The sequence below is a fragment of the Gilliamella sp. M0320 genome (assembly GCF_016101635.1).
Lineage (GTDB): Bacteria > Pseudomonadota > Gammaproteobacteria > Enterobacterales > Orbaceae > Gilliamella > Gilliamella apis.
Window position 1 is genome coordinate 87,127 of the sequence record NZ_JACFQD010000006.1, and the last position, 26,145, is coordinate 113,271.

General features: G+C 34.7%; 25 protein-coding genes, 3 tRNA genes and 1 other RNA gene. 19 read left to right on the top strand and 10 right to left on the bottom strand.

What is annotated here, in order from left to right; translation table 11 throughout:
- Positions 1-106: 106 nt before the first annotated feature.
- Positions 107-182: transfer RNA gene (locus H3T83_RS08655), tRNA-Phe, on the bottom strand.
- Positions 183-341: 159 nt separating this feature from the next.
- Here H3T83_RS08655 and H3T83_RS08660 point away from each other — a divergent pair.
- The 3 genes from H3T83_RS08660 (at position 342) to groL (ending at position 2,916) form a co-directional block, all read left to right on the top strand.
- Complete coding sequence (locus H3T83_RS08660) at positions 342-782, top strand: FxsA family protein (protein ID WP_034901046.1); 441 nt, start codon at positions 342-344, stop codon at positions 780-782.
- A 146-nt stretch (positions 783-928) separates the two neighbouring features.
- On the top strand, positions 929-1,222 hold the full coding sequence (locus tag H3T83_RS08665) for a co-chaperone GroES (protein WP_034901049.1): 294 nt from the start codon (positions 929-931) through the stop codon (positions 1,220-1,222).
- 47 nt (positions 1,223-1,269) lie between these two features.
- Entirely contained in the window at positions 1,270-2,916 is a 1,647-nt protein-coding gene (gene groL / locus H3T83_RS08670; protein ID WP_065613631.1) for a chaperonin GroEL, read from the top strand.
- 87 nt (positions 2,917-3,003) lie between these two features.
- Here groL and H3T83_RS08675 read toward each other — a convergent pair whose 3' ends face one another.
- The 3 genes from H3T83_RS08675 to H3T83_RS08685 are packed head-to-tail and all read right to left on the bottom strand — an operon-like array spanning position 3,004 to position 5,458.
- Entirely contained in the window at positions 3,004-3,582 is a 579-nt protein-coding gene (locus H3T83_RS08675) for a manganese efflux pump MntP family protein (RefSeq protein ID WP_198215557.1), read from the bottom strand.
- A gap of 51 nt (positions 3,583-3,633) precedes the next feature.
- Positions 3,634-4,248 (bottom strand): hypothetical protein, encoded by a 615-nt coding sequence (locus H3T83_RS08680; RefSeq protein WP_198215558.1) that lies wholly within the window; start codon positions 4,246-4,248, stop codon positions 3,634-3,636.
- 19 nt (positions 4,249-4,267) lie between these two features.
- Positions 4,268-5,458 (bottom strand): bifunctional tRNA (adenosine(37)-C2)-methyltransferase TrmG/ribosomal RNA large subunit methyltransferase RlmN, encoded by a 1,191-nt coding sequence (locus tag H3T83_RS08685; RefSeq protein ID WP_065652017.1) that lies wholly within the window; start codon positions 5,456-5,458, stop codon positions 4,268-4,270.
- Between the two features lie 103 nt (positions 5,459-5,561).
- On the opposite strand from H3T83_RS08685, the gene H3T83_RS08690 reads away from it, so the two are divergent.
- Complete coding sequence (locus tag H3T83_RS08690; protein ID WP_065613636.1) at positions 5,562-6,311, top strand: M15 family metallopeptidase; 750 nt, start codon at positions 5,562-5,564, stop codon at positions 6,309-6,311.
- On the opposite strand, the gene H3T83_RS08695 is transcribed toward H3T83_RS08690, so the two are convergent.
- Both H3T83_RS08695 and H3T83_RS08700 read right to left on the bottom strand, forming a co-directional pair.
- A complete protein-coding gene (locus H3T83_RS08695; RefSeq protein ID WP_198215559.1) occupies positions 6,308-7,612 on the bottom strand; it encodes an ATP-binding protein in 1,305 nt (434 codons plus the stop codon). The genes H3T83_RS08690 and H3T83_RS08695 overlap by 4 nt on opposite strands.
- Before the next feature lie 18 nt (positions 7,613-7,630).
- Positions 7,631-8,311 (bottom strand): response regulator transcription factor, encoded by a 681-nt coding sequence (locus H3T83_RS08700; RefSeq protein ID WP_034901087.1) that lies wholly within the window; start codon positions 8,309-8,311, stop codon positions 7,631-7,633.
- 381 nt (positions 8,312-8,692) lie between these two features.
- On the opposite strand from H3T83_RS08700, the gene H3T83_RS08705 reads away from it, so the two are divergent.
- From H3T83_RS08705 to asd, 14 genes are all read left to right on the top strand, one after another.
- Complete coding sequence (locus tag H3T83_RS08705; protein ID WP_198215560.1) at positions 8,693-9,988, top strand: serine dehydratase subunit alpha family protein; 1,296 nt, start codon at positions 8,693-8,695, stop codon at positions 9,986-9,988.
- 124 nt (positions 9,989-10,112) lie between these two features.
- Positions 10,113-10,188 (top strand) — tRNA-His (locus H3T83_RS08710).
- Between the two features lie 31 nt (positions 10,189-10,219).
- Positions 10,220-10,296 (top strand) — tRNA-Pro (locus tag H3T83_RS08715).
- 34 nt (positions 10,297-10,330) lie between these two features.
- Positions 10,331-10,461, top strand: a non-coding RNA gene (locus H3T83_RS08720) — RtT sRNA.
- A gap of 474 nt (positions 10,462-10,935) precedes the next feature.
- Positions 10,936-11,658, top strand: coding sequence for a GntR family transcriptional regulator (locus H3T83_RS08725; protein WP_198215561.1), 723 nt, complete (start codon positions 10,936-10,938; stop codon positions 11,656-11,658).
- Positions 11,655-12,338: a GntR family transcriptional regulator gene (locus tag H3T83_RS08730; RefSeq protein ID WP_065613640.1), complete on the top strand. Its 684-nt coding sequence runs from the start codon at positions 11,655-11,657 to the stop codon at positions 12,336-12,338. Before H3T83_RS08725 ends, H3T83_RS08730 begins: the two co-directional genes overlap by 4 nt.
- Before the next feature lie 14 nt (positions 12,339-12,352).
- Complete coding sequence (locus tag H3T83_RS08735; protein ID WP_065613642.1) at positions 12,353-12,820, top strand: PTS sugar transporter subunit IIB; 468 nt, start codon at positions 12,353-12,355, stop codon at positions 12,818-12,820.
- A gap of 17 nt (positions 12,821-12,837) precedes the next feature.
- Positions 12,838-13,671: a PTS sugar transporter subunit IIC gene (locus H3T83_RS08740; protein WP_034903231.1), complete on the top strand. Its 834-nt coding sequence runs from the start codon at positions 12,838-12,840 to the stop codon at positions 13,669-13,671.
- Positions 13,652-14,473 (top strand): PTS system mannose/fructose/sorbose family transporter subunit IID, encoded by an 822-nt coding sequence (locus H3T83_RS08745; protein ID WP_034903235.1) that lies wholly within the window; start codon positions 13,652-13,654, stop codon positions 14,471-14,473. The genes H3T83_RS08740 and H3T83_RS08745 overlap by 20 nt, the downstream gene beginning before the upstream one ends.
- Positions 14,474-14,489: 16 nt before the next feature.
- Positions 14,490-15,569 (top strand): SIS domain-containing protein, encoded by a 1,080-nt coding sequence (locus H3T83_RS08750; protein WP_065579088.1) that lies wholly within the window; start codon positions 14,490-14,492, stop codon positions 15,567-15,569.
- 2 nt (positions 15,570-15,571) lie between these two features.
- The gene (locus tag H3T83_RS08755) at positions 15,572-16,570 is read left to right on the top strand and encodes an SIS domain-containing protein (RefSeq protein WP_065579089.1); all 999 of its coding nucleotides are present in this window, start codon (positions 15,572-15,574) and stop codon (positions 16,568-16,570) included.
- A 17-nt stretch (positions 16,571-16,587) separates the two neighbouring features.
- Positions 16,588-17,019, top strand: coding sequence for a PTS sugar transporter subunit IIA (locus H3T83_RS08760; protein ID WP_065579090.1), 432 nt, complete (start codon positions 16,588-16,590; stop codon positions 17,017-17,019).
- 215 nt (positions 17,020-17,234) lie between these two features.
- Positions 17,235-19,298, top strand: a complete 2,064-nt coding sequence (locus H3T83_RS08765; RefSeq protein ID WP_198215562.1) for a prolyl oligopeptidase family serine peptidase — start codon at positions 17,235-17,237, stop codon at positions 19,296-19,298.
- Between the two features lie 178 nt (positions 19,299-19,476).
- Positions 19,477-20,580, top strand: a complete 1,104-nt coding sequence (gene asd, locus H3T83_RS08770) for an aspartate-semialdehyde dehydrogenase (protein ID WP_065652024.1) — start codon at positions 19,477-19,479, stop codon at positions 20,578-20,580.
- Between the two features lie 56 nt (positions 20,581-20,636).
- Here the strand turns inward: asd and H3T83_RS08775 are convergent, their stop codons facing one another.
- The 3 genes from H3T83_RS08775 to nagB are packed head-to-tail and all read right to left on the bottom strand — an operon-like array spanning position 20,637 to position 23,857.
- The gene (locus tag H3T83_RS08775) at positions 20,637-21,860 is read right to left on the bottom strand and encodes an ROK family protein (RefSeq protein ID WP_086353963.1); all 1,224 of its coding nucleotides are present in this window, start codon (positions 21,858-21,860) and stop codon (positions 20,637-20,639) included.
- Positions 21,861-21,896: 36 nt separating this feature from the next.
- The gene (gene nagA / locus H3T83_RS08780; RefSeq protein ID WP_110453896.1) at positions 21,897-23,039 is read right to left on the bottom strand and encodes an N-acetylglucosamine-6-phosphate deacetylase; all 1,143 of its coding nucleotides are present in this window, start codon (positions 23,037-23,039) and stop codon (positions 21,897-21,899) included.
- An 11-nt stretch (positions 23,040-23,050) separates the two neighbouring features.
- Positions 23,051-23,857 carry a glucosamine-6-phosphate deaminase gene (gene nagB, locus H3T83_RS08785; RefSeq protein ID WP_065579093.1) on the bottom strand — a complete coding sequence of 269 codons (807 nt, stop codon included), beginning with the start codon at positions 23,855-23,857 and terminating at the stop codon, positions 23,051-23,053.
- Between the two features lie 246 nt (positions 23,858-24,103).
- Here nagB and nagE point away from each other — a divergent pair, with 246 nt between their 5' ends.
- Positions 24,104-25,609, top strand: a complete 1,506-nt coding sequence (gene nagE, locus H3T83_RS08790; RefSeq protein WP_086321074.1) for an N-acetylglucosamine-specific PTS transporter subunit IIBC — start codon at positions 24,104-24,106, stop codon at positions 25,607-25,609.
- Between the two features lie 172 nt (positions 25,610-25,781).
- Here nagE and tusC read toward each other — a convergent pair whose 3' ends face one another.
- On the bottom strand, positions 25,782-26,135 hold the full coding sequence (gene tusC / locus H3T83_RS08795; protein ID WP_198215563.1) for a sulfurtransferase complex subunit TusC: 354 nt from the start codon (positions 26,133-26,135) through the stop codon (positions 25,782-25,784).
- Positions 26,136-26,145: the final 10 nt, after the last annotated feature.

The following is a 26,145-nucleotide window of genomic DNA, read 5'->3' on the forward strand; positions in this document are numbered from 1 at the left end:
AATCTCAGTTGATGTCGGTTGACAAAGAAAATCCTTTGAAAGGTAGCTTGGAAAAGGCTTTAGGCATAAAAAAACCTGCTAGAAGCAGGTCTTAAAATTTGGTGATTGGTGCCCGGACGCGGAATCGAACCACGGACACGGGGATTTTCAATCCCCTGCTCTACCGACTGAGCTATCCGGGCAACAATGGAGCTGTATTAAACACGATTAGAGATTATTCGTCAATCCTTTTTGTAAGATATTTTTAAAAATATAAACTGTTTGGTTGAAATTTAACTAATCATCACCATCTTAATAGTCGATTGAAAATAATGTCGCTCTATATTTAGAGGAATTTTTGTATGCGAATTATTGGTTTTATTATATTTTTTATTTATGTTTATTGTGAGATTAGTTTTTTTATCGCAGTTGCTAATTCAGTGGGGGTATTGCTTGCATTAATCGGCATTATTGCTACCTCGATTATTGGTTTTTCATTAATTAAAAAGCAAGGGTTAAAAAATTTAAGCCTTATGCAACAAAAGATTGCTAATCAACAAAGCCCAAAAGAAGAAATTATTAATAGTGTTTCGCTATTATTTGCTGGTTTTTTCTTATTTATTCCAGGTTTTCTAACTGATATCTTAGGGGGAATTTTATTAATTCCATATGTTCAGGAATATATTGTGCGCTTTATTGTTAAAAAACTTCCTACTAAATTTTATTCATTTTCTTCTAGTCGCAATGTACAAGTAAATAATGATGTGATCGAAGGAGAATTTGAACGGAAAGATGACGAATAATTAATCAATTAGAAAATTTTTTTATTTTATTCTCTTGAAGAATATAAATTAATCCCCATCTATTATGCACTATATAATACATATCATAATTTTATGATTTATTGTCAATAATTACTTAAGTAAAAATTAGTGCTAGGAGATAACTAATGAAAATTCGTCCATTGCATGATCGTGTGATCATTAAACGCAAAGAAGTAGAATCAAAATCAGCTGGCGGTATTGTGTTAACTGGCTCAGCAGCAGGTAAATCAACACGTGGTGAAGTTTTAGCTGTTGGTAATGGTCGCATTTTAGAAAATGGTCAAGTTCAACCACTAGATGTTAAAGTTGGTGATATCGTAATTTTCAATGAAGGATATGGCGTTAAAACAGAAAAAATTGATAACGAAGAAGTGCTTATCTTATCAGAAAGCGATATTTTAGCCATTGTTCAAGAATAACTGGCAGATAATTTAACTTATATACAGAATTTAGGAGAAATACGAAGATGGCAGCTAAAGATGTAAAATTTGGAAATGACGCTCGTGCTAAAATGCTTAAAGGCGTTAATGTATTAGCTGATGCAGTTAAAGTAACTTTAGGTCCAAAAGGACGTAATGTAGTTTTAGATAAATCATTTGGTGCGCCAACTATCACTAAAGATGGTGTGTCAGTTGCTCGTGAGATCGAATTAGAAGATAAATTCGAAAACATGGGTGCGCAAATGGTTAAAGAAGTAGCTTCAAAAGCAAACGATGCAGCTGGTGACGGTACTACTACTGCAACTGTACTTGCTCAAGCTATTGTTAATGAAGGTTTAAAAGCCGTTGCTGCTGGTATGAATCCAATGGATTTAAAACGTGGTATTGATAAAGCAGTTGTTGCAGCAGTTGAAGAGCTTAAAAAATTATCTTCACCATGTGCTGATTCTAAAGCGATTGCCCAAGTTGGTACTATTTCAGCAAACTCTGATGAAACTGTTGGTACTTTAATTGCTCAAGCAATGGAAAAAGTTGGTAAAGAAGGTGTTATCACTGTTGAAGATGGTACTGGTTTACAAGACGAATTAGATGTTGTTGAAGGTATGCAGTTTGACCGTGGTTATTTATCACCATATTTCATCAACAAACCAGAAACAGCAACGGTTGAATTAGATAGCCCGTATATTTTATTAGCAGATAAAAAAATCTCTAATATCCGTGAATTATTACCAGTATTAGAAGCCGTTGCTAAAGCAGGTAAATCTTTATTAATTATCGCTGAAGATGTTGAAGGCGAAGCATTAGCAACATTAGTTGTGAATACTATGCGTGGTATTGTTAAAGTTGCCGCGGTTAAAGCACCTGGTTTTGGTGATCGTCGTAAAGCAATGTTACAAGATATTGCAATCTTAACTGCTGGTACTGTAATTTCTGAAGAAATTGGTTTAGAGCTTGAAAAAGCAACACTTGAAGATTTAGGTCAAGCTAAACGTGTGGTTATCAATAAAGATAATACAACTATCATCGACGGTGTTGGTGAGGAATCATTAATTAATGCACGTGTTGAACAAATTCGTAAACAAATCGAAGAATCAACTTCTGATTACGATAAAGAAAAACTTCAAGAACGTGTAGCTAAATTAGCTGGCGGTGTTGCAGTAATTAAAGTTGGTGCAGCAACTGAAGTTGAAATGAAAGAGAAAAAAGCTCGTGTTGAAGATGCATTACATGCGACTCGTGCAGCAGTTGAAGAAGGTGTTGTTGCTGGTGGTGGTGTTGCGTTAGTTCGTGCGGCTTCTGCAATTTTAGACCTTAAAGGTGCAAACGAAGATCAAAACGTTGGTATTAAAGTTGCTCTTCGTGCGATGGAAGCGCCATTACGTCAAATCGTTACTAACTGTGGTGAAGAAGCTTCAGTTGTGGTTAATGCGGTTAAAGGCGGTAAAGGTAACTATGGTTACAATGCCTCAACTGAAGAATATGGTGATATGATTGCCATGGGTATTTTAGATCCAACTAAAGTAACACGTAGTGCATTACAATATGCTGCATCAGTAGCAGGTCTTATGATCACAACTGAATGTATGGTTACTGATTTACCTAAAGATGATAAAGCTGACTTAGGTGCTGCTGGTGGTATGGGCGGCATGGGAGGAATGGGCGGAATGATGTAATTCCCCTATTTAGCCAGTCAAAATAAAAAACCACTCCAATATGTGAGTGGTTTTTTTATATCTAAATTTGTTTAATAAAGAATAAAATTATATAGCGAGATGTTGGTACAATGTGATTGAACCGATGACAATAAGAACGATGCCACCGATAAATGATGCTTGTTTACCAATTAAACAACCAATTTTTTTACCTAGCAATAAGCCCAACGTAACCATAATACAGGTTGCAAGCCCAATCATGGTGGCGGCAATATAAATATTAACGCTGGCAAGTGCTAATCCGACACCAACAGCAAATGCATCAATACTTGTTGAAATCGCAGTAAGAACTAATATTAGAAATGATTTTTTCGATGAAGGAAGTGGTTTTGCATCACAGTTGTCATCGTTATCTTGTTTAAAACTATGATAGATCATGTTTAAACCTAACAATAACATGACGGCAAAAACAATCCAATGATCCCATCTTTCAATATATTGTAGGGCAATATAACCAATTAACCAGCCTAGTAATGGAGTGATGGCTTCAACAAAACCAAATAAGATCCCCACTTTTAATGCACCTAAAAACGGCGTTGATTTTAATGATACTCCACGACAAATCGCTACCGCAAAGGCATCCGTAGACATGGCTAATGCTAGCAGTAAAATAGCCAAAAAACTCATGATATATACTCTTGCTTCAAATGATGTTAATTTTAATTTTGTATTTATAATTTATTTTTTTGATACTAAAAATAGATAGTTAGCTATCTTGTTGTCGCCTTTATTTTTATAAAGTTCGGCTGTTTTTGCTACATTACTGCGACGACTTGCATCATATGCAAAAAGTTGTTTAAACATTAGATCTGCAGTTTTTTTATCGCCGTTTTGGATAGCACAATAACCATATTGCTCGTAGGTATCTGCTTTCCAGCGGTGTCGATCTAGTTCTAGACTTTTGGCAAATTGTTGTTTCGCTTCTTGGTAACGATCTCTACCACATAAAAAGGATCCATAGTGCACACGATATAAACCATTACCTGGTTGCATTAATGTGATTCGTTTATAAATCATCTCAGCTTCATTATATTCACCAACATGTTGATCAAACATTGCCATTGCTAGCATGATTTGAGGATTATTGGGTGAATACTGAGCGGCCAATTTTAGATTATAATGTGCCGCTTTAACGTTATCTTCAGATTCATTGGCTTTGGCTAAATAACCTAAACCTAACCGCATTCTTGCTAACGCAGCGGTTTCTGGATCAAAATCCTCACGACCATTCATTTGGCAACCTGTTAGCATTAGCATTGCCAAACTGCTTAATGCTATTAATACGTTTTTCATGTACAACTCCTTGGTTATTTTAGGCGGTTTGTTGAACAAGATTTTGCTTTTTATAAAGCGTTCGTTTGGTACGATCTACAACTTCGCCTGCAAGTTGACCACAAGCTGCATCAATATCATCGCCACGTGTTTTCCGAACGATAACTGTAAATCCGTAACCCATTAATGTTTTCATAAACCGATCAATTCGGGTGTTTGAACAACGCGCATAAGGCGCACCTGGGAAAGGATTCCATGGAATTAAATTGATTTTACTTGGTACATTTTTCAGGAATTTAGCTAGTTCATGGGCATGTTCGACACTATCATTGATTTGGTTGAGTAATACATATTCGATGGTCACTTTACCATGATTAGCATTCGAGGTTGAAAGATAACGTAAAATTGAATCACGTAACATTGCCATATTATATTTTTGGTTAATTGGCATAATCTCACTACGAATTTCATCATTTGGTGCATGTAATGAAATAGCTAATGCTACATCAATCATGCCAGCTAATTTATCTAAAGCGGGTACAACACCAGAAGTAGAAAGCGTCACGCGTCTTTTTGATAAACCATAACCAAAATCATCTAGCATAATTTCCATTGCTGGTGCGACATTGGATAAATTAAGTAAAGGTTCACCCATTCCCATCATAACAACGTTAGTGATAGGTCGATCGGCTAATTTACCTGTTACGCCAATAGCATTTGATGCGCGCCAAACTTGGCCAATAATTTCAGATACGGTTAAATTACGGTTAAAACCTTGTTGCGCTGTTGAACAGAATTTACACTCCAGAGCACAGCCCACTTGTGATGAAACACACAAGGTCGCACGATCACGTTCAGGAATATAAACCGATTCAATCATTTGATTATTGCCTACATCTAATGCCCATTTTATGGTGCCATCAGATGAACGTTGCTCGATGGCAATTTTAGGCGCTTTAATTTCAGCTAATTTTTTTAATTGCTCGCGTAATTTTTTGTTAATGTCGGTCATAAGATCGAAATCATCTATCCCAAAATGATAGATCCATTTCATCACTTGATCCGCTCTAAATGGTTTTTCCCCTAACGAAATAAAAAATTCTCTTAACTGTTGTCTGGTAAAGTTAAGTAAGTTTATTTTTTCGTTAGTTAGATTGGTGGTGTTTTGATTAGTTGTATTTGTCACGTCCAAACAATTATCAGACGATTTGTGTGTAGCTGATGTTAACATATGGCCTCGTTTTTACACATTATGGCTATTTCAATTTTTAGGGAAAGGATTATACTGGTTTTCACCCTGTCTGGCTAATATAATATTAATTAGAATCTAAATGATGAAAAAAATAATAACATTGAAAACAGTTACTCATTTTAGCTCAACTTTAACTTTACTCTTATGTTCAACGTTTGCTATGGCACAATCTATTCCATTAAATAAACTTACTGGGCAATTTGATGAAAAAAAAGATAGTAATTATATTGCTCTCGATTCAACAATATTACCAGTAAACAAAAAAGGTATGTATTTACAGAAGGAACCAACTGAGCAGTTGATTAAGGCTTATAATGATTTTAAAAAATCTTATCCTAATATTCCTTTTATTGTAGTGAGTGCTACACGTAATTACACCTATCAAAATGGTATTTGGCAACGTAAGTGGGATGCATTATTACCTAAGTTGAATAATCCACAAAAAATTGCCGAACAAATTTTAAAATTATCTTCAATGCCTGGTACATCAAGACATCATTGGGGAACAGATATTGATATTACTAGTGTATCGTCTGAATATTTTAAAAATGATAAACAGGGAATTATTTTGTATAAATGGCTTCGTGAAAACTTACCGAAATATGGTTTTTGCCAACCATTCAATGAGGGGCGAAAAGGGGGCTATTTGCCAGAAGAGTGGCATTGGTCATATAAACCAATCGCCAAACAATATATTGCTGAATATAAAGCAATACTTGACAGCAATCCACAGATGATTATGCAAAATCTGAATTTTACTGGTTACGATAAAATTACCTTAGAAAGTCTGGTAAAAGAATATGTATTAACCGTTAATCCGGATTGTTATTAATTTTTTCGCCAATAAGGTAGTTTGATTGTTACCACTAAACCACCACCATCACGATTATTAGCTTGAATAGTACCGTTATGCATAATAACGGTCTTTCTGGCGATGGCTAGACCTAGTCCATAGCCTTTACCTAACTGTGCTGACTGAATACGGACAAAGGGTTCAAAAATACTCGATAATTTGCTGGTATCAACACCGGGCCCACGATCTTTAACTTCAATTTGTAAATATTTTCCTGCTTCTTTTAATGATACCTCAACCGTCTGGCCTGCATTAGAAAAGCGGATAGCATTACGAATAATATTTTCAATCGCGCGTCGTATCTGTTCAGAATTACCTTTAACAATAGAGTGATTAATGGATGATAAGTTAAACTCTACTTCAATAGATTGGTGATTGGCTTCATAGTTGGCATCATTAACTACAACACCAATTAACTCTTTTAAGTCAAAATATTCATCGGTTCGATTATTCATTTCAGCACGTGAATAATTGAGAATTTCACCAATTAATTGATCTAATCGTTCCGACTCTAGCTCAATTCTAGCTAAAGCTGTATCGATATTTTGTTTATTTTGTTGGGCAAGACCAATTGCCAATTGTAAGCGGGCCAGAGGAGTTCTAAGTTCATGAGAAACATCATGAAGTAGCGCTTGACGATCAGATATTAAGATGTTGAGTTGCTCAACCATCATATCAAAATCTTTACCTAATTCACTCAGTTCATCACGACGAGGTTTTAACTTCTTAAATAACCGAACCGACAGATCGCCTTGCGAGACGCGGAAAAATCCTTGTCTTAGTAATTTCATTGGCCTAGTTAAGTTCCATGCTAAAAATAGACTGAACACTAAACCAACACAGATCCCCATTAACAAAATAGGGGTCGGCATATTAAATAAAGTTTTATTTTTGCTATTGCTATGATCTGTTTTATCGTCTTTAAACGATACCGAATAGAGAGTGCCATCAGGTGCCACCGCCATCCTTTGATATACATAAGAGCTAGGTTCTAATTCATCTGTGATGATATTAACTTGATCATATTGCGGAGACACCAATTTTATTGACAATAAAACTCGCTCACGTTCGGGTAAATGGGCAATAAAATTGAGTGTTTCATCTTCACCAGCAACATGCAATAATTGAGCAATCATATCCACTTTAGTTGGCATATGATTTAAGAATCGTTGATTTTTATTTTCTATATAATAAGAGAAAGCAATCCAAGTTAATTGGAAGGTAAGATAAAAAATTACCCAGAATATAACCAATATTTTCCAAAATAATCGACGATTCATAGCAAACCTATGGTTTGATTAACGGATACGATAGCCAACCGCTCTTATTGTTTCAATGGTCACATCATTTTGTGCTACTTGATGTAGTTTTTGGCGAATATTGCTGATATGAACATCGACGCTACGATCATATAATTCTCGAGCACGACCCAGACCTATTTCAGACAATTCTTCTTTAGTTACCACTCGTTCACTATGTTTAACCAGTAAAACTAACAAGTTAAATTCAGTAGAGGTGAGATCTATTGGTTGACCATTCCAAGTACAAAGTCGTTGTGGAAGATCTAAAGTTAAGCCATTAAAATGATATTTTTTCTCATCGACTAATTCGACTGAACGTTCGTCAAATCGACGTAATACCGCTCTTAATCTCGCTAATAACTCACGAGGATAACATGGTTTTGGAATGTAATCATCAGCACCTAATTCTAGCCCTAATACGCGATCAATATTATCGCCTTTGGCAGTTAGCATAATAACTGGCATATTACATTGTTGACGAATGCTTTTTAGGACATCAATGCCATTAATATCAGGTAACATAACATCTAAAATTGCTGCACGATATTTACCTGATAGCGCTTCATCAATACCATCCTTACCTAAATAAACACTTTTAATATTAAAACCTTCATTGGTTAAATATTCGCTAAGCATTTGTGATAATTCTACATCATCATCAATTAATAAAATATTTATCATATCTCGCCATTATTATTTAATTTTTGATAGTTACATTATTGCAATAATAAAAAAAAAGTCAGGTGGTTTTACTAAAATATTACATATTTTGAACTATTCCTGATTAATTTATTTACTATGCAGTTAAGTATAGATGTTTCAGATTTAGTATATTTTTGTCGTATATATTTTAAACAAAAAATGGTTGAATAAAAATCTGTTTATAGTGGTATAACGTATTAATAAAATCAGTATAAAACTGATAAATTATGTTCACTTACTCTTTAATATGTGAGCTTAACATTTAGTTTTCAAGTTAAATAGAATAAAATAATCACTTAATTTTGTGGCTAAATGTTTCACTTGCTAACATTACGGTTAGTAATATGGAGATAAAAAATGGAACAACAAGTAATGTGGCAACAATTAATCAAATTGGTGAAACATGAAGTCTTGCCGGCACTTGGTTGCACTGAACCTATCTCACTTGCTTTAGCTGCTGCTACGGCAACTCAATATATTGATAAAAACGAAATTAGCCACATTGATGCTTATGTCTCGCCCAATTTAATGAAAAATGGCATGGGTGTTACTGTTCCGGGTACTGGTATGGTGGGATTAGCTATTGCAGCGGCCATTGGTGCCATTGGTGGTGATGCTGAGGCTGGTCTTGAAGTCCTTAAAAATATTACTCAACAACAGATCGAACAAGCAAAAACGATGCTCAATGAGCATAAAGTTAATGTGCAAATGGCCAATAATAATACTGCTATTTATTCTGAAGCTAATATTTATACTCGTCACGATCATGTCCGCGTCTGTATTGAAAACTCACATACTAATGTGATTTTGATTGAAAAAAATGGTGAAATAATTTTTAAAGCCGATAACCAAAGGCAAGATGATTCGAAAGATGTAGTTATCATCAAATCAATGTCGGTAAAACAGATATATGAGTTTGCCTCGCAGGCTGATTTTGCTGATATCGAATTTATTTTACACTCAGCAGAATTAAATGATGCCTTATCTCAGGAAGGATTAAGACGAGATTATGGCTTAAGTATTGCGGCCACATTACATGAACAAACTAAAAATGGCTTATTAGCCGATGATCTATTGTCTAAAGTAATTATTCGTACTACTGCTGCATCAGATGCTCGTATGGGAGGTGCAACGTTACCGGCTATGAGTAATTCAGGTTCAGGCAATCAAGGTATTACTGCAACTATGCCAGTCGTTGTTGTTGCCGATTATTTAGAGGCAATGCCAGAGCAATTAGCGAGAGCACTTATTTTATCACATACCATTGCCATTTATATTCATAGTAAATTTCCGCCATTATCTGCACTTTGTGCAGCCTCAACAGCAGCCATGGGATCGGCTGCCGGTATGGCGTGGTTACTGGGTAAAGGCCAATATGAGCCAGTTAATATGGCCATATGTAACATGATTGGTGATTTGTCTGGAATAATTTGTGATGGTGCATCAAATAGTTGTGCAATGAAAGTTTCAACTTCGGTTTCATCCGGATTTAAAGCTGTATTAATGGCACTAAACCGAATTCGTGTTACAGGTAATGAAGGTATTGTTTGTGATAGTGTTGAAACTTCAATTAATAATTTAGGGGCGATTGTTAGTAATAGTATGAAAGCAACTGACACTCAGATAATTGATATTATGTCGCATAAAGCCTAATTTTTTGGGGAAACGCTAAAAGAATAACCTTTTAACGCTTTTAATATAACCAATTGGTATTATTTTTAAAAAATATGCTGGACAATATTATTTTTTATGCGTAATATTTCGTCCTGCTTCTATGGTGGCTATAGCTCAGTTGGTAGAGCCCTGGATTGTGATTCCAGTTGTCGTGGGTTCGAGTCCCATTAGCCACCCCATTTTATATTTAGAATGTGAAGCAATTTCTGACGGCGAGTAGCGCAGCTTGGTAGCGCAACTGGTTTGGGACCAGTGGGTCGGAGGTTCGAATCCTCTCTCGCCGACCAATTTAATAAGAAAGCCTACTCATTTGAGTGGGCTTTTTTATTATTACACCGACGCATTTGATTCGAACCGATAAGAGGTTCGAGCCGAGTAGCACGAGACAGCGTTGCTTTAGCAACGACCCGTAGGGCGAGCATGAAATGCGAGTCAATCCTCTCTCGCCGACCAATTTAATAAGAAAGCCTACTCATTTGAGTGGGCTTTTTTATTATTACACCGACGCATTTGATTCGAACCGATAAGAGGTTCGAGCCGAGTAGCACGAGACAGCGTTGCTTTAGCAACGACTAGACATTTTTATCCTTCTAAATTAGCTAAGCTGTAACTATGCATGTTTACCATGCTCTTTATAATTAACTCAATAAAGGCTTTATACTCAGTTCCTTCTTATGACTTGATAAAATTGCGTTTTTACATTGAGTTTTCTTCAAGTCTTTCTTTATTGCAAATCAAATAAATACATACATTTTAAAATATATCATATTGATTTAATTATAAATAATGATAAAAACTGTGATCTATACAACAAATTTGGTACTTAAAATTGACAACATGTATTTTTTTGTTTATTTTTTAACAATGTTTACGTTATATTAACGTATATCTATTTTATAAAAAAGTCCATCAATGGAGTGTGTTTTTTGGAATATCGTGAAATAGCTTCAAAAATTTATGTTGAAGAACAGATTAAAGCTAATCCGACTATTGTTAGTAAGAAATTGACAGAACGAGCACTAGCAGAACATTTTGGTGTAAGTCGTACAACAATAAGAAACGCTTTAAGTGATTTAGCTATGGAAGGTTATGTATTCCAAAACGATACTGATATGGAACCGCATAAAATTTTTGAGATTAATATGTTAAAAATGTCTTCTTTCAGTGAAGAAGTTAAAAAAGAAGACGATATTGACCTTAATATTAAAGTTCTCACCAATCAAATTATTAATATGCCAGCTGAATTGAGATCTTTTTTTGGTTCGAATGAAAAATTGATTAGAATTGTTCGGCAAAGGATATTAAACAAAACTCCGCTTTCCTACGAAGTAACATATTTACCATCTAATAGATTTAAAGGTTTAGAACAAGTCGATTTGAATAATGTTTCTCTTTATCAATTTTTGAAAGAGAATTATCCATTCAAGCCAAGTCACGGTCGTGAAGAAATTACTTATGAGTCAGCAACCGAAGATAAAGCCAAATATTTAGAGGTTATTGAAGGGACACCCATTTATAAAGTATCGAGTAATAGCTTTGATATTAACTTTCAACCATTTGAACATACCGAGCAATATCTATCAGGAAAACGATTTAAATATCATCTATCGGCGAAAAATATCTTCAATTATGGAGAAAAACAATTATGAAATTGTTTGAAAAAATTGCCGATCATTTAATGGGGCAGATCAACTCGGGTCAATATGGTGTGGGTGCGGAGCTCTCCCCAGAAGTTCAATTACAAAAAGATTTTGATGTCAGTCGTACTACTGTTCGTAAAGCCATTGACCTATTAGTAGAAAAAAATTTGGTTGTACGAAAAAAAGGGGTTGGTTTATTTGTTGCACCAATGCTGTCTACCCAAAATATTCTTGAGATGACTGGTATTATTAAACCGGGCACTTATCAACATCATAAAAAAATTCTTAAAGAGAATTATTTAAGAAAAGCTGGCCCTTACTATAGCCAATTATTAAAGATAAAACCGTCAGCACTAATTTATTATATTAGTTTTTTAGAAGTTGCTAAAACTAGTGTAGTAAAAGAGATTTTTCTTTTACCCCTTCACTATTTTCCTGATTTTCAAGTTTCAATAATAAAAGTGCTATCAGCGCTTGAAATTACTAATTCGGGTAAGAAAAAAGTCGATAAATTAGAACAAGATTTACAGCTAATTGTTGCCAATGCTGAATTGGCTAAGCAATTACGCTGCCAAATTGATGAACCATTATTTAAAGTGTCTAATCACTATTTTGATATAAATAGCGAACCGATTGCTATTGAATACAAATTCGCTAGTAATACCAAATATGTGGTGGATTTCACCTAGGAGGAAGAAAACCAATGATTAAATTGTTACGTGTCGATCACCGCTTATTGCATGGTCAGGTTGTTGTTTCATGGTTCGATAATGTTGGAGCTAATACTATTTTAGTTGCCAACGATGCTGTTGCTAATGATGAATTTCGTAAATCAGCGATTCGATTAGCTAAACCTGAAAATGCCAAACTAGTCATGAAGTCAATTGATGACAGTATTGGTGCTATTAATTCTGGTGTAACAGATAAATATCAGATGTTAATTGTGGTGGAATCGGTAGAAGATGCAGAAAAACTAATCCGAGGAACTCAAGGACAAATAACTAGTCTTAATTTAGGAGGAACGAAACCTCGTGAAGGGACCAAAAATTATTCTAAAACAATTAATTTGACAGAGTTAGAAGCAGACTTATTAGCTGGATTACAACAAGATGGTGTTGAAGTGTATATACAACAGATCCCAAGTGAATCTAAGCAAAAATTTGAAAAATAGACAAAAAGGAATACAAAATGAGTATTGTTATTACAGCAATTATTTTGGCCTTGATTGCTATGTTAGCCAATGGTGAATACTTTTTAGGTTCATCTATGTTATCAAGACCTTTAGTTACTTGTACCTTAGCTGGGCTAGTAATGGGGGATGTTACACAAGGAATTATTATCGGTGCGACATTAGAGTTGGCGTTTGTTGGTTCTTTTTCTATTGGTGCATCTATCCCTCCAGAAATTATTTCAGGTAGTGTATTAGGAACCGCGTTTGCGATTGGTGCCGGTAAAAGTACGGCAGTTGCCTTAACTTTAGGGATTCCAATTGCTTCTTTGGTTTTAGTTGTTAAAAACTTATGTTTCTTGTTCATTTTACCTTACTTTGTGCATAAAGCAGATAAGTATGCTAGTGAAGGTAATGGTAAAGGCGTTGATCGCATGAATATTTTCGGCGGGTTCTTTTCTATCAACCTACCAATTGGCTTAGTCGTTGGTTTTTCTTACTTATTTGGAAGTGAAGCAATAAAAGGCTTACTTGATGTGATCCCTGAGTTTGTCATTAACGGTTTAGGAATTGCAACAGGCTTATTACCTGCATTTGGTTTTGCTATGTTAATGAAGATTATGATCAAAAAAACCAATGCAACATTTTTTATTCTTGGTTTTGCTGTAGCAGTATATATGAAAGTACCTGTCACTGGTGTTGCTGTTTTTGGCGCTTGTATGGCGTTAATTCTTACCGGTTACTCTTCATTTACCGGCAAAAAACTTACCACCTCAGACAATCAAGAAGTTAATAATCAATCAGGCAATGCTTTAGTAGGACAGGAGATCAATTATGAAGATGAAGAATTCTAATTTAATTACTAAAAAGGATTTAATGCGAACATTTTGGCGCTCTTTCACTGCTGAGTGGTCATGGAACTATGAACGACAAATGAATCTAGGTTATTCTTTTGCGATTCGTCCTGCTTTAGAAAAAATTTATAGCCAAAAACCAGAACAATTAACTACTGCTTATCAACGACATTTAGAGTTTTATAATGTTACGCCATGGTTAATTACTTTCCCATTAGGTATTTCTATTGCTATGGAAGAGCAAAATGCCGTAAATGAAAATTTTGATGAAAGTTCAATAAATGACGTCAAAATTGCATTAATGGGACCACTAAGTGGTTTGGGAGATTCATTCTTCTGGGGAACATTACGGGTTATTGCAACAGGTATTGGTACTTCACTGGCGATGCAAGGTAATATCTTAGGGCCACTACTATTTTTATTAATTTTCAATATTCCAGCCATTATTGCTCGTTATTTTGGTCTATTTATTGGTTATAACATTGGTGCATCTTTTATTGAAAAAGTACAAAAAACTGGCTTGATGGATAAATTGTCTTATGGCGCATCTATCTTGGGGCTCTCGGTTGTAGGGGCCATGGTGGCGACGATGGTGACATTAAATATGCCACTAACCATTGGCTCAGGCTCTGATGCTACGTCATTACAGGATATTTTCGATGGTATTGTTCCGCAAATATTGCCGTTATTATTTACTTTATTTATCTTTTTATTAGACAGAAAAGGACTAAAAGCACATTGGATCTTATTAATGATTGCAGGTATTGGTGTCTTTGGTGCTTGGAGTGGATTACTAGGTTAATAAAAAGGAAGATGTAATGAAAAGTATTGCTGATTATGTAGCATTAGAACCTGAATACTATCAAAGTATTTTAGACAATTATCAAACATTGTTTGTTGATACTATTGATTCAAGTAAAGTTAAACAATTTAACTCAATTGTTATCTTTGCTACAGGTTCAAGTTCTAACGCAGCTTATGGAGCGAGACCTTTAATGAGTAAAATCTTAAAGGTTCCCGTTTATATTGAAGATCCTTCAATCGCTGCTAATTATTTACATTACAGCGATCCTAATACCCTCTATTTTGCTATTTCACAAGGGGGTGAAAGCTATTCAACGATTCATTTAGTTGAAGAGTTTATCAAGAATAATCAAATTATCTATACGCTTACCAGCAATCCTGATAGTCCATTATATAAAATTAGTAATAATGTGTTATCTATGGGCATTCCTATTGAGGAAATGCCTTATGTCAGTGCTGGTTATAGCGTTACGATTCTTGATTTGATAATTATTGCTTTAGTCATTGCACAAAAAAATGGCAGCATGGATGATCAACAATTTGCTAGTTATTTCGATCAACTTAGAAAAGTTGCAGGTTTGCTACCTAAAGTTATTGAACAATCGCAAGCTTGGGTAAATCAATATCAACACAAATTTTATCATTCTCAACGAGTCATATTTATTGGCTACGGTGCAACCTATGGTATTGCTCGAGAAGGTGAAACAAAGTTTACCGAAACTATACGTAATAGTGCTTTTGGTAAAGAGCTCGAGGAGTATATGCATGGCCCATATTTAGGTTTACATGAGAATGATAATATCGTTTTTCTTGAACCACATGGCGTGTTATCTAGCCGTGCTGAATTGTTAAAAGTATTTTTAACTAAACATGTTAAAAATATTTCTACGATTTACGCCAATAACAGTAGCAACGTTAAACAAGACGATTTGTGTCTTAATATTGATATAGATGAATTGTACGCATCACTATTTATGACAATACCGATTCATCTATTAAGTTACCAAGTTTCACGATTAAAAGGTCATAACCTTGAAAAATCAACCTATCCAGAATTTGATGAAATAACTAGCTCGAAAATTAAGAGGATTTAAAAATGAGAAAATATGACGAAAAGAAAGAATTAGACAGCATGAATGGTGCATTAGCATTAAGACCACAAATCAATGAATTTATTGATAAAATCCACGCGCGTGGTTATAGTAACGTTTGTTGGTTAGGTATTGGTGGTACTTATGCATCATCAATGCAAGCAGTTGTACATATGAAAGAAAAAACAGCGATTGAGACCTTTGTGCAACACGCTGCTGAATATTTAGTAACTGGCAACAAACGTATCACTAAAGATACGCTTATCATTATTTCATCAGTAACTGGTACGACACAAGAAGTGGTTGCTGCTATTGAAAAAATTCAAAAAGAAGTTGGTTCAACTGTATTTGCTTTCATGGATAAAGCTGATACTCCATTAGGAAATATGGCTGATCATGTAGTTGTTTATCCAATGAATGAACAATTAAAATTCTTTATGACTGCTGATCGTTTAATGTTTTTAGCTGGAGAATTCCCTGATTATGACGAGTTCTACCAACAAATGGATCAACATTTTGCTAAAAATATTGTTGCTGTTGCGAAAAAAGCCGATAAATTTGGTCAAGAAGTTGCTGAAAAACATCATAATGATTCAATGCACTATTTTGTTGGCGCGGGTAATCAATGGGGGGCAACTTATTCTCATGCTATGTGTTATTGGGAAGAACAACACTGGTTACGTTCAAAATCAATTGAGTCAGCGGAATTTTTCCATGGTACATTAGAAGTTATTGATCGTGATACTGCGGTAACCGTTTATGTCGGTGAAGATACTCAACGCCCATTAAGTGAAAGAGTCGCTAAGTTCTTACCGCAAATTTGTGGTAATTATACTATTATTGATACCAAAGATTATGAATTACCAGGTATATCAGAAAAATATCGTGGAAATCTTTCACCATTTGTTTTCCGTGCTATCAATAATCGTATCGATGCTTATGTTGAACATTTAAATCGTCATCCAATGTCAATCCGTCGTTATTATCGTTGTTTAGATTACTAAAATAGGAACTTAAATCGATGATTTCTGTATTAGTCAGTACACATGGTTCAACAGCGAAAAGCTTAATTGAAACGACTGAAATGATTTGTGGTAAACAATCTCAGTGTGAAGCGGTTTCGTTTGCAATGGGGCAATCAACAGATGATTTTCAACAACAACTGCAACAAAAGCTAGAAGAGTTACAGCATTTTGGCTCCGAAATTGTCTGTTTTGTTGATTTAAAAGGTGGCACACCATTTAATACTTTAGTTAGGTTGATGGCTGATTTTCCTACTATAGAAATAGTCACTGGTGTAAATGTCCCTATGTTGTTAGAAACCTTTATGCAACGCACTGACGCAAATCTAGTAACATTATTACCAGATATTATACAAGCCGGAACTCAAGGGATTGAGCGGTATAATATGGCCGCAATGGCTGTAGATGAACCAAGTGATGAAGATTTCTAAAATTGCCAACGCACAAAACTACAATAAGCCCGATAATTCGGGCTTTGTTTTATCAAAAACTAATTATCTAAATTGCAATAATAATCTATATCTTAGACGAAGAGTAAGCCAAAACGAATGAATAATAATCATTTGATACATTAAGATATAAATGATAGAACTAGATAATTATTCTAGTTTTATTTTTTATAGAGCATGATAAAAGGAAATCAATAATGTTCTGGTTAAAAAAAATTTTTTTTATCATTATCGTCTTTTTATCATTAGTAAACTGCATTAGTTGTGTATCGAATAACTCTTATTCAGCAGTTGACAGTTATGGTTGGATGGAAACAGAAAAGGATCTAACTAATAATTGGTTATTATCTGAATCAAATCGTTCAATGAAAATTCTTGAAAAACTCGATTTGTTCTCATTGATTGAAAAACGATTCAGTGAATTAACAGATTATGGAACTGAACCAATAATTCATAATATTAGACTAAAGGGTGATAATACTTTTTACTTGAAACGAACAAATAAGCATCCTTATAACCGTTTGTTTGTTAAAGATCGATTCGGCAAAGAAAGATTATTAGTCGACCCACCAGTTGGTTATATATATAATTTGTACCCTTCAAATGATGGTAAGTATGTTGCTTATGCTATTTCTGAAAATGATTCTGAAATTTCATCAATCAAAGTGATTAATGTAAAAACTAGAGCACATCTAGCCGATAGCTTATCCGGCATAACTGTCTCAAATTTAGTATGGGCGAATGATAATTTATCTTTTTTCTATCATCGTAATAATTTTGCTGATTCCGGTAATCGAAAGTCAGGAACGGAAGAACTTTATCTTCATCGTTTAGGCTCCAATAGTGACAAGGATTTGGCTATTTTTGGTAAAGCTAATATTGAGAATTATCAAGCTAATATTGACCAATATACCTACTTATCGCTATCAGCCAATTGGGCAGTTGTCTCAGTAGAATCTTCGATATCCGGTGATACCATAGATTTGTATTTAACCGACTCTAACTCTCTTAATCTGGAAAACAAACATTGGAAAAAAATCATCGATAGAAAACAAAAAGTAACCAATTTTTTGCTGCGAGATAATTGGCTTTATTTGGCTAAATATAACAACTTTTCAGGTTATACCATTTCTCGACTAAACCTTAATCATATCCATTCTCCAGAAGAAAAAATAATTGAATGGAAAAAAGGCGAATTGGATCTGTTTACAGTCAGTAAAGATGCTATTTATCTTGCTTATTATAACTCTGGAAAGTATAAATTTGTGACTATTCCTTTTTCCGATCTGCATAATATCAAAATGATTCCTATTAGTGATGGTAACGAGGTAACGGCTATTTTTTCTAGTTCAGATCATAAAGAGATTTTATTTACCCAACAAAATTGGAACATGTCACCAAAAATATGGCAATATGACCCTGATAGTCAGTTAATTGAAGATTCTAAAATAATAAAGACTGATGCATCACTATTTGCAGATTATGAATCAGAGCAAAAATGGGTTAAATCCAATGATGGCGAACTTATTCCTCTTACACTTATTCATCGAAAAGGAATTAAACTTGATGGCAATAATCCAACTTGGTTAACGGCTTATGGCGCTTATGGCGAAAATAGTTATCCTAATTATTATGATACCACTCGTTTAATTTGGCTTGAGAAAGGTGGTATTATTGCCATTGCCCATATTCGTGGTGGTGGTGAGTTAGGGCCTAAATGGCATTATGATGGAAAGGGAAAAAATAAGATAAATTCAGTCAATGATTTTATTAAATGCGCAAAATATCTTATTGATCATCGTTACACCAATTCATCCAAGCTAGTCATAAGTGGCGCCAGTGCAGGTGGTATTGTAATTGGCTCTGCATTAGCCAGACATCCAGAACTTTTTGCCGCCGCATCAATTACCTCAGGTATGTTGAATATGAGCCGCTTAGATCAAATACCAATTGGTAGTGTGAATTTTGCGGAATTTGGTTCGCCTTTCAATAAACAGGAATTTAAAAATCTGCAAACTATCGATGCTTATCTTAATCTACGTGAAGGTGTTAACTACCCACCTGTGATGCTTTCAGTTGGCTTACAAGATGCACGTGTATCTCCTTGGCAGAGTGCTAAATTTGCAGCCCGACTCGGTGAGATAAATCGTTCTCAAAATGAAAACGTCTTTATTATAGCTAACCAAGAAGATGGCCATTTTATTAATTATTTTATCGATATGATGGTGTTTTTTATGTGGAAAACAAATATTAGTGACTAGTTTATGATGTACTAGTTTTTGTGTCACCTTCAGTTTTGTCGATAAAATTATATATAACACCACGTTATCATATCCGCGACTACAAAAATAATTCTTATCTGACTTGTTTTATGGTGATTTTTTGCTTTAATAGTAAATGAATATTTCTTTATATAACATCTACTTTTGGAAATAAAATATGAAAAATGTTGGTTTTGTCGGTTGGCGAGGAATGGTGGGCTCTGTTCTTATGCAACGTATGGTTGAAGAACATGATTTTGATTATATCAATCCTGTTTTCTTTTCTACTTCTCAAGCTGGTCAAGCAGCTCCTTCGTTTGGTGGAAAAACAGGAATATTACAAAGCGCCAATGATATTGATGCTTTAAAAGCATTAGATATTATTGTTACCTGCCAAGGAGGTGATTATACCTCTGAAATTTATGCAAAATTGCGAGCAACCGGTTGGCAAGGCTATTGGATTGATGCTGCGTCAACTTTACGTATGGAAGATGATGCAATTATTGTTCTTGATCCAGTGAACAAAGCTAACATTCAATCAGCTTTAGATAGAGGCATTAAAACTTTTGTTGGTGGTAACTGTACAGTAAGTTTAATGTTGATGTCACTTGGTGGATTATTTGCTGAAAACTTAATCGATTGGGTTTCTGTGTCAACTTATCAAGCTGCTTCTGGTGGTGGTGCACGTCATATGCGTGAATTACTTACTCAAATGGGAATGTTAAACGCAGAAGTTGCTAAACAACTACAAGATCCTAACTCTTCTATTTTAGATATTGAACGCAAAGTGACGCAAAAAATGCGTGATGGTAGTTTACCAACTGATAATTTTGGCGTGCCTTTAGCGGGCAGTTTAATCCCTTGGATTGATAAAGCTCTTGATAACGGTCAAAGTCGTGAAGAGTGGAAAGGCCAAGCGGAAACCAATAAAATTCTAGGAACAAGTCAAATTATCCCCGTTGATGGACTTTGTGTACGAGTTGGGGCATTACGTTGCCATAGTCAATCGTTCACGATTAAATTGAAGAAAGATATCAGCATTCCTGAGATTGAAAAACTACTTGCTGCTCATAATGATTGGGTTAAAGTTGTACCAAATGATCGTGAACTTTCTATGCGAGAACTGACTCCAGCTGCGGTTACAGGTACTTTAAGTACGCCTGTTGGACGGTTACGTAAATTGAATATGGGTAAAGAGTATCTATCAGCCTTTACAGTTGGCGATCAGTTATTATGGGGTGCTGCTGAACCATTACGAAGAATGCTACGCATCTTAGCTTAATGATGAATAACAAAAGCCCTATTTATGGGCTTTTATTTTTATTGTAAAGCAATTTATTAGATCGTTTCTAACAAGGTCATTAACAGCGAACCGTTAAATAATGCTTGTTGTACTAAGGCAAATGCACCAATTGCTGAACGGTCATTAAGTGTTGAACAATTGATAGTTAGATTGTTTCTTAACTCTTCTAAACTTTGAGCATTTAACGCACTAGTTACTGCATTTAATAATACATCGGGTGATTTTGTTAATTCGCCAGCTAATACAATCCGTTGTGGGTTAAAAATATTCACCATTATCGCGACAGCTCTACCCAGATTTTCACCGGCATCTTTAACTAACTTAAGTGCTAACTCATCTCCTTGATTGGCATATTTGCAAATATTGCTGATATTCATGTTATCTAAACTTAATTTAGTCGGATAACCTTGCTCTATCATCTGTTTTGCTCGTGCTTCAATGGCCTTGTGAACTACACGATTTTCTAAACAGCCAAAATTTCCACAATGGCAACGTTCACCTAATGCATCAATTTGGATGTGTCCAACTTCACAAGCTGTTTGGTTATGGTTAGTAAGTAATTGTTGATTAATAATTACTCCTGAACCAACACCACGATGTACACGAATTAAAATTGAATCATCAACATCTTGAGTTGAGCCGAAATAGCTCTCAGCTAATGCCAAACTTTGAATATCATTACCAATAAAAATCGAAACATTAAACTGATCACGTAATACATCCGCTAAAGGCCATGCCTTAACTTGAATATGTGGGGTATAACGAATGATTCCGCGAACTGAGTCAATTAAGCCCGGTAGTACTACTGAGATGGCAACAAGGTGTTTAACTTTTTTATTATTTTTTTCGATGAACTGTTTAATTAGTGCAATTAAATATTCTTGTGCTAACTGTTCCGTAAAAGTAGTCAATGGATAAACTTCAGATATTAAGCAATTGGCTCCTAGATCATAAAGTTCAATTGTGACATGTGAACGACTCAACTGAATAGCAATTGTCTGGTAATAGCTAAATTTTGCTTGTATTGAAACCGCAGGTCTTCCCCCTGTTGATTGTTGGGCATCAACTTCTTTGATCATATTTTTTTTAAGAAGTTGGCGAGTTATTTTGGTAATACTAGCGGGTGCTAATTGACTAATTTCGGCGAGTTGAATACGTGAAATGGGCGCTTGCTGAACAATCAAACGATAAATCATTGCATAATTTAATTGTTTGATTAGTTCAGCATTGCCGACTAGGTGTAGATAATTAAAGGTCATATTTTATCTCAATATTTTCATTAACTATCCGACATTCTAACGGCTCATCTCTCCATTAACAATAGTTTTCACATTTGAAAAATCACGATTAAAAATAACTAAGTTGGCAATTTTGCTTTCACTAATTGTACCAAGTTGTTTATCTACACCAATCGCTTTGGCTGGATAAAGTGTTGCCATTCTTAATGCTTCATCTAAAGCAATACCAACATACTCTACTGCATTTTTTACTGCTTCAATCATGGTTAATGCTGATCCACCTAGCGTGCCATTTTCATCAACACAACGGCCATCTTTATAATAGATAGTTTTGTCAGCAAATACTCCTGAAGTTAAATTAGAACCAGCTAATAACATCGCATCAGTAATCAAAATTAAATGATCTTGTTTAATTTTGTGGCTATTACGGATATTCGCCCAACTTACATGCTGACCATCAGCAATGATACCAACATACACTTCAGGTTCATCATAAATTGCGCCAACAACACCTGGTTCGCGACCAGTAATATAAGGCATAGCATTAAATAGATGTGTACCTAGGCGGATACCAGCATTGAAACCACGACGGCAATCTTCATAGTGGCCGTTAGAATGTCCAACTGAAACGTGAATTCCGGCATCGCATAATTGTTTAATATGTTTAGCATCAACTTTTTCTGGGGCTAGAGTAATAATTTTAATTACATCGGCGTTTGCACAAAGAAAGTCGATCATCTCCTGTGAAGGTTGACGAATATAATTTATATTATGAATACCTTTCTTCTCAGGATTAATATAAGGCCCTTCAAGATGTAAACCTAATGCTTGGTTAGGGTGCTTAGCTAAATATTCACGCATCACGTTTACTGCTTTGATCATAAATTCGTCAGTTGAGGTGATTAAGGTTGGTAAATAGCTAGTACAACCATACACAAGGTTAGTTGCTTGCATAGCTTCTAAGGTTTCAATACTTAGTGCATCAAGTGTTTCATTAAATTGCACACCACCACAGCCATTGACTTGGATATCAATCAAGCCTGGTGCAACATTAGCACCTTGTAAATCTTTAATGGTGATGTCGGCTGGTAATTGTTCTTGTTTACAAATTTTTGCAATTTTATCACCGTCAATAATAACAGCGTGATTATCAAGAATTTCATAACCAGTGTAAATACGGCAATTGGTTAATGCGTACATTGAGTTATCCTTTATAAAATGGTTACTTGAAGATTATCTGCTTCCATTTGTTTAAAATATTTTAGTGTTTTTACTTTAAGATCATCAGTGCTTGTCTCATCACAAACAATAATTGATTTTGGATGCATTTGTAATGCGGAAACAGTCCATAAATGGTTAACACTTCCTTCTACCGCTGCTTGCAATGCTAAACTTTTGTTGTGTCCACAAACTAATAAAATTACCTCTTCGGCATCCATTAATGTTGCAACACCAATGGTTAATGCATGTTTTGGCACTTGTTTGATATCATTATCAAAAAAGCGTGAATTAGCAATAATGGTATCTTCAGTTAAGGTTTTGATACGAGTTCGTGAACAAAGTGAAGAACCTGGCTCATTAAATGCAATATGTCCATCTTGGCCTACGCCACCAAGGAAAATATTGATTTTGCCATAGGATTTGATTTTTTCTTCATATTCTTGGCATTCTTGTTCTATATCAGCTGCATTGCCATTTAATATATGGATGTTGTTTTTATCAATATCAATATGGTTGAAGAAATTTTCATACATAAAAGTGTGATAACTTTGTGGATGATCTTCAGGAATACCGACATACTCGTCCATATTAAATGTCACGACATGTTTAAAACTTACTTTACCTGCTTGGTACTGTTTAATTAGTTGTTGATACATTACTAATGGTGAACTTCCCGTTGGTAAACCTAGTAAAAAAGGACGATCTGCAGTTGGATTAAATTGATTAATTTTGTTTACGATGCGCTGAGCAACCCACGCGCCAACTTCTTGCGCATTTTTTAAAGGAATAAGTCTCATAAAATATAATCTCTTCTGATATAATTGAATAAATCTTTTTTTTTAAAGTAAAAAATGTTGTAGTTATTTTACTATATTAAACTAATTAAGCAAAAAAAAAGCGTGATATAAATCACAAAAAGCAAACATTTAATTTGCGAAGTAAAATAATATAATGTCAAATATATTTGACTTACTTCTTTTACTTAACGATGTGAGATTTTATTATTTTTAAGTAACTCCCTAATGATAATATGAGGCAAAACTATGGGAATTTTAGCTTATTTACAACGAATTGGGCGCTCTTTAATGGTGCCCGTGGCAGTATTACCTGCTGCAGCAATACTTTTAGGTATTGGTTATTGGATTGATTCAGATGGTTGGGGTGCCAACAATATTGCTGCGGCATTTTTGATTAAATCCGGCAGTGCTATTATCGATAATATGCCAATTCTTTTCGCAATCGGTGTTGCGTATGGTATGTCTAAAGATAAAGATGGCGCAGCAGCATTATCTGGATTGGTAGGCTTTTTAATCATTACTACACTATTATCACCAAATACTATTGCCCTATTTGAAGGTGTTGATACCAGTGTAAAAGGTTGGGAGGCACAGATATCTCCCTCTTTTTTCAAGATAAATAACCAATTTATCGGTATTTTAGTTGGGATTATGTCTGCTGAACTATATAACCGCTTTAGTTCTGTTGAACTACATAAAACATTAGCTTTTTTCAGTGGTAAGCGTTTGGTCCCAATCATTGTATCTATTGTGATGTTACTTGTTTCTGTAGTGCTATATTTTATTTGGCCTATGGTCTTTAGCGCATTAGTATCTTTTGGTGAATGGATTAAGAATTTAGGTTCAGTAGGTGCAGGTATTTATGGCTTCTTTAACCGTTTATTAATTCCTGTTGGCCTACACCATGCTTTAAACTCAGTATTTTGGTTTGACGTTGCTGGTGTTAATGATATTCCTAACTTCTTAGGCGGACAAGGTTCTATTGAATCTGGTAAAGCGATTGCAGGTATAACTGGTCGTTATCAAGCAGGTTTCTTCCCTATTATGATGTTTGGTTTACCTGGCGCTGCACTGGCAATTTATCATACTGCTAAAAAAGGTAATAAAGATAAAACAGCTTCAATCATGTTAGCGGCATCTTTTGCGGCCTTCTTTACTGGTATTACTGAACCATTAGAGTTTGCGTTTATGTTTGTTGCGCCTGTGTTATATGTAATCCATGCTGTTTTAACGGGGATCTCTCTATTTATTGCTGCAACAATGCAATGGATATCTGGATTTGCATTCAGTGCAGGTCTAATCGATATGTTGTTACAATCTCGTAACCCATTAGCTGTACATTGGTATATGTTAATTCTACAAGGTATAGTATTCTTCTTTGTTTACTATATCGTATTCCGCTTTGTAATTGTGAAATTCAATCTTAAAACACCAGGTCGTGAAGATGATGTTGCTAATGCAACTGAAATTACTGAAGAAACATCAGCACAAGAAAATGCACCAGTTGGTGGTGATTTATCTAAACTTGCTGAACAATATTTAGTAGTTATTGGTGGTAAAGAAAACTTAACTAATATTGATTCATGTATTACTCGTTTACGTTTGAATGTTCATGATACCGATCTAATTGATGAACAAGCAGCTAAAGCACTAGGTGCAATGGCAGTTATAAAATTAGGTAAAACAGGCGTACAAATCGTAGTTGGTCAACAAGCTGAAAAGATTGCAGATCAAATGAAAAAACTTGTTTAATCGAAATTTTATCTAACAAATTTTAGTAAAATTATCCCTGTGACTTAATCAGTAATGATAAAAGTCATGGGGATTTTTATATTGTTTTAAAAACGATTGATCTATTTTTTGGTAACTAAAATATTGATAAGATTATATAAAAATTTTGAGGAAACGGTTTTTTTAGCAGGCTTTAGAAGCGTAAAATCACATCTTGATTGGCTAATAGTTGAGTTAACTGATTCTTATCAATTAGTTGGTTTGCAATATTGAGGGGAGTCTGGCTTAATTTACGTTCATCTAATGATGCTTTACAGACATAAACATCTTCAATGTCATAAAGTTCCAACATATTAAAAGTGGCAATGTAATCACGCATTAATATCAACTCTGGATGTTGATTAGCTAATAGATGAAATACACCATCGCCGATAAAAAAGACCGATATATGATTGAATGTTGAAAGGGCTAAAGCGGTATCTAATGCTTCTCGACCTTTGGCAGTGCCATGTGGTGCTGAGCTAATAATGATTGCTACTTTTTTCATGTTATCTGCC

Coding starts and splice junctions, on each gene's coding strand:
- H3T83_RS08660 (WP_034901046.1), top strand. CDS start 342: ATGCGAATTATTGGTTTTATTATATTTTTTATTTATGTTTATTGTGAG.
- H3T83_RS08665 (WP_034901049.1), top strand. CDS start 929: ATGAAAATTCGTCCATTGCATGATCGTGTGATCATTAAACGCAAAGAA.
- groL (WP_065613631.1), top strand. CDS start 1,270: ATGGCAGCTAAAGATGTAAAATTTGGAAATGACGCTCGTGCTAAAATG.
- H3T83_RS08675 (WP_198215557.1), bottom strand. CDS start 3,582: ATGAGTTTTTTGGCTATTTTACTGCTAGCATTAGCCATGTCTACGGAT.
- H3T83_RS08680 (WP_198215558.1), bottom strand. CDS start 4,248: ATGAAAAACGTATTAATAGCATTAAGCAGTTTGGCAATGCTAATGCTA.
- H3T83_RS08685 (WP_065652017.1), bottom strand. CDS start 5,458: ATGTTAACATCAGCTACACACAAATCGTCTGATAATTGTTTGGACGTG.
- H3T83_RS08690 (WP_065613636.1), top strand. CDS start 5,562: ATGAAAAAAATAATAACATTGAAAACAGTTACTCATTTTAGCTCAACT.
- H3T83_RS08695 (WP_198215559.1), bottom strand. CDS start 7,612: ATGAATCGTCGATTATTTTGGAAAATATTGGTTATATTCTGGGTAATT.
- H3T83_RS08705 (WP_198215560.1), top strand. CDS start 8,693: ATGGAACAACAAGTAATGTGGCAACAATTAATCAAATTGGTGAAACAT.
- H3T83_RS08730 (WP_065613640.1), top strand. CDS start 11,655: ATGAAATTGTTTGAAAAAATTGCCGATCATTTAATGGGGCAGATCAAC.
- H3T83_RS08735 (WP_065613642.1), top strand. CDS start 12,353: ATGATTAAATTGTTACGTGTCGATCACCGCTTATTGCATGGTCAGGTT.
- H3T83_RS08740 (WP_034903231.1), top strand. CDS start 12,838: ATGAGTATTGTTATTACAGCAATTATTTTGGCCTTGATTGCTATGTTA.
- H3T83_RS08745 (WP_034903235.1), top strand. CDS start 13,652: ATGAAGATGAAGAATTCTAATTTAATTACTAAAAAGGATTTAATGCGA.
- H3T83_RS08750 (WP_065579088.1), top strand. CDS start 14,490: ATGAAAAGTATTGCTGATTATGTAGCATTAGAACCTGAATACTATCAA.
- H3T83_RS08755 (WP_065579089.1), top strand. CDS start 15,572: ATGAGAAAATATGACGAAAAGAAAGAATTAGACAGCATGAATGGTGCA.
- H3T83_RS08760 (WP_065579090.1), top strand. CDS start 16,588: ATGATTTCTGTATTAGTCAGTACACATGGTTCAACAGCGAAAAGCTTA.
- H3T83_RS08765 (WP_198215562.1), top strand. CDS start 17,235: ATGTTCTGGTTAAAAAAAATTTTTTTTATCATTATCGTCTTTTTATCA.
- asd (WP_065652024.1), top strand. CDS start 19,477: ATGAAAAATGTTGGTTTTGTCGGTTGGCGAGGAATGGTGGGCTCTGTT.
- H3T83_RS08775 (WP_086353963.1), bottom strand. CDS start 21,860: ATGACCTTTAATTATCTACACCTAGTCGGCAATGCTGAACTAATCAAA.
- nagA (WP_110453896.1), bottom strand. CDS start 23,039: ATGTACGCATTAACCAATTGCCGTATTTACACTGGTTATGAAATTCTT.
- nagB (WP_065579093.1), bottom strand. CDS start 23,857: ATGAGACTTATTCCTTTAAAAAATGCGCAAGAAGTTGGCGCGTGGGTT.
- nagE (WP_086321074.1), top strand. CDS start 24,104: ATGGGAATTTTAGCTTATTTACAACGAATTGGGCGCTCTTTAATGGTG.
- tusC (WP_198215563.1), bottom strand. CDS start 26,135: ATGAAAAAAGTAGCAATCATTATTAGCTCAGCACCACATGGCACTGCC.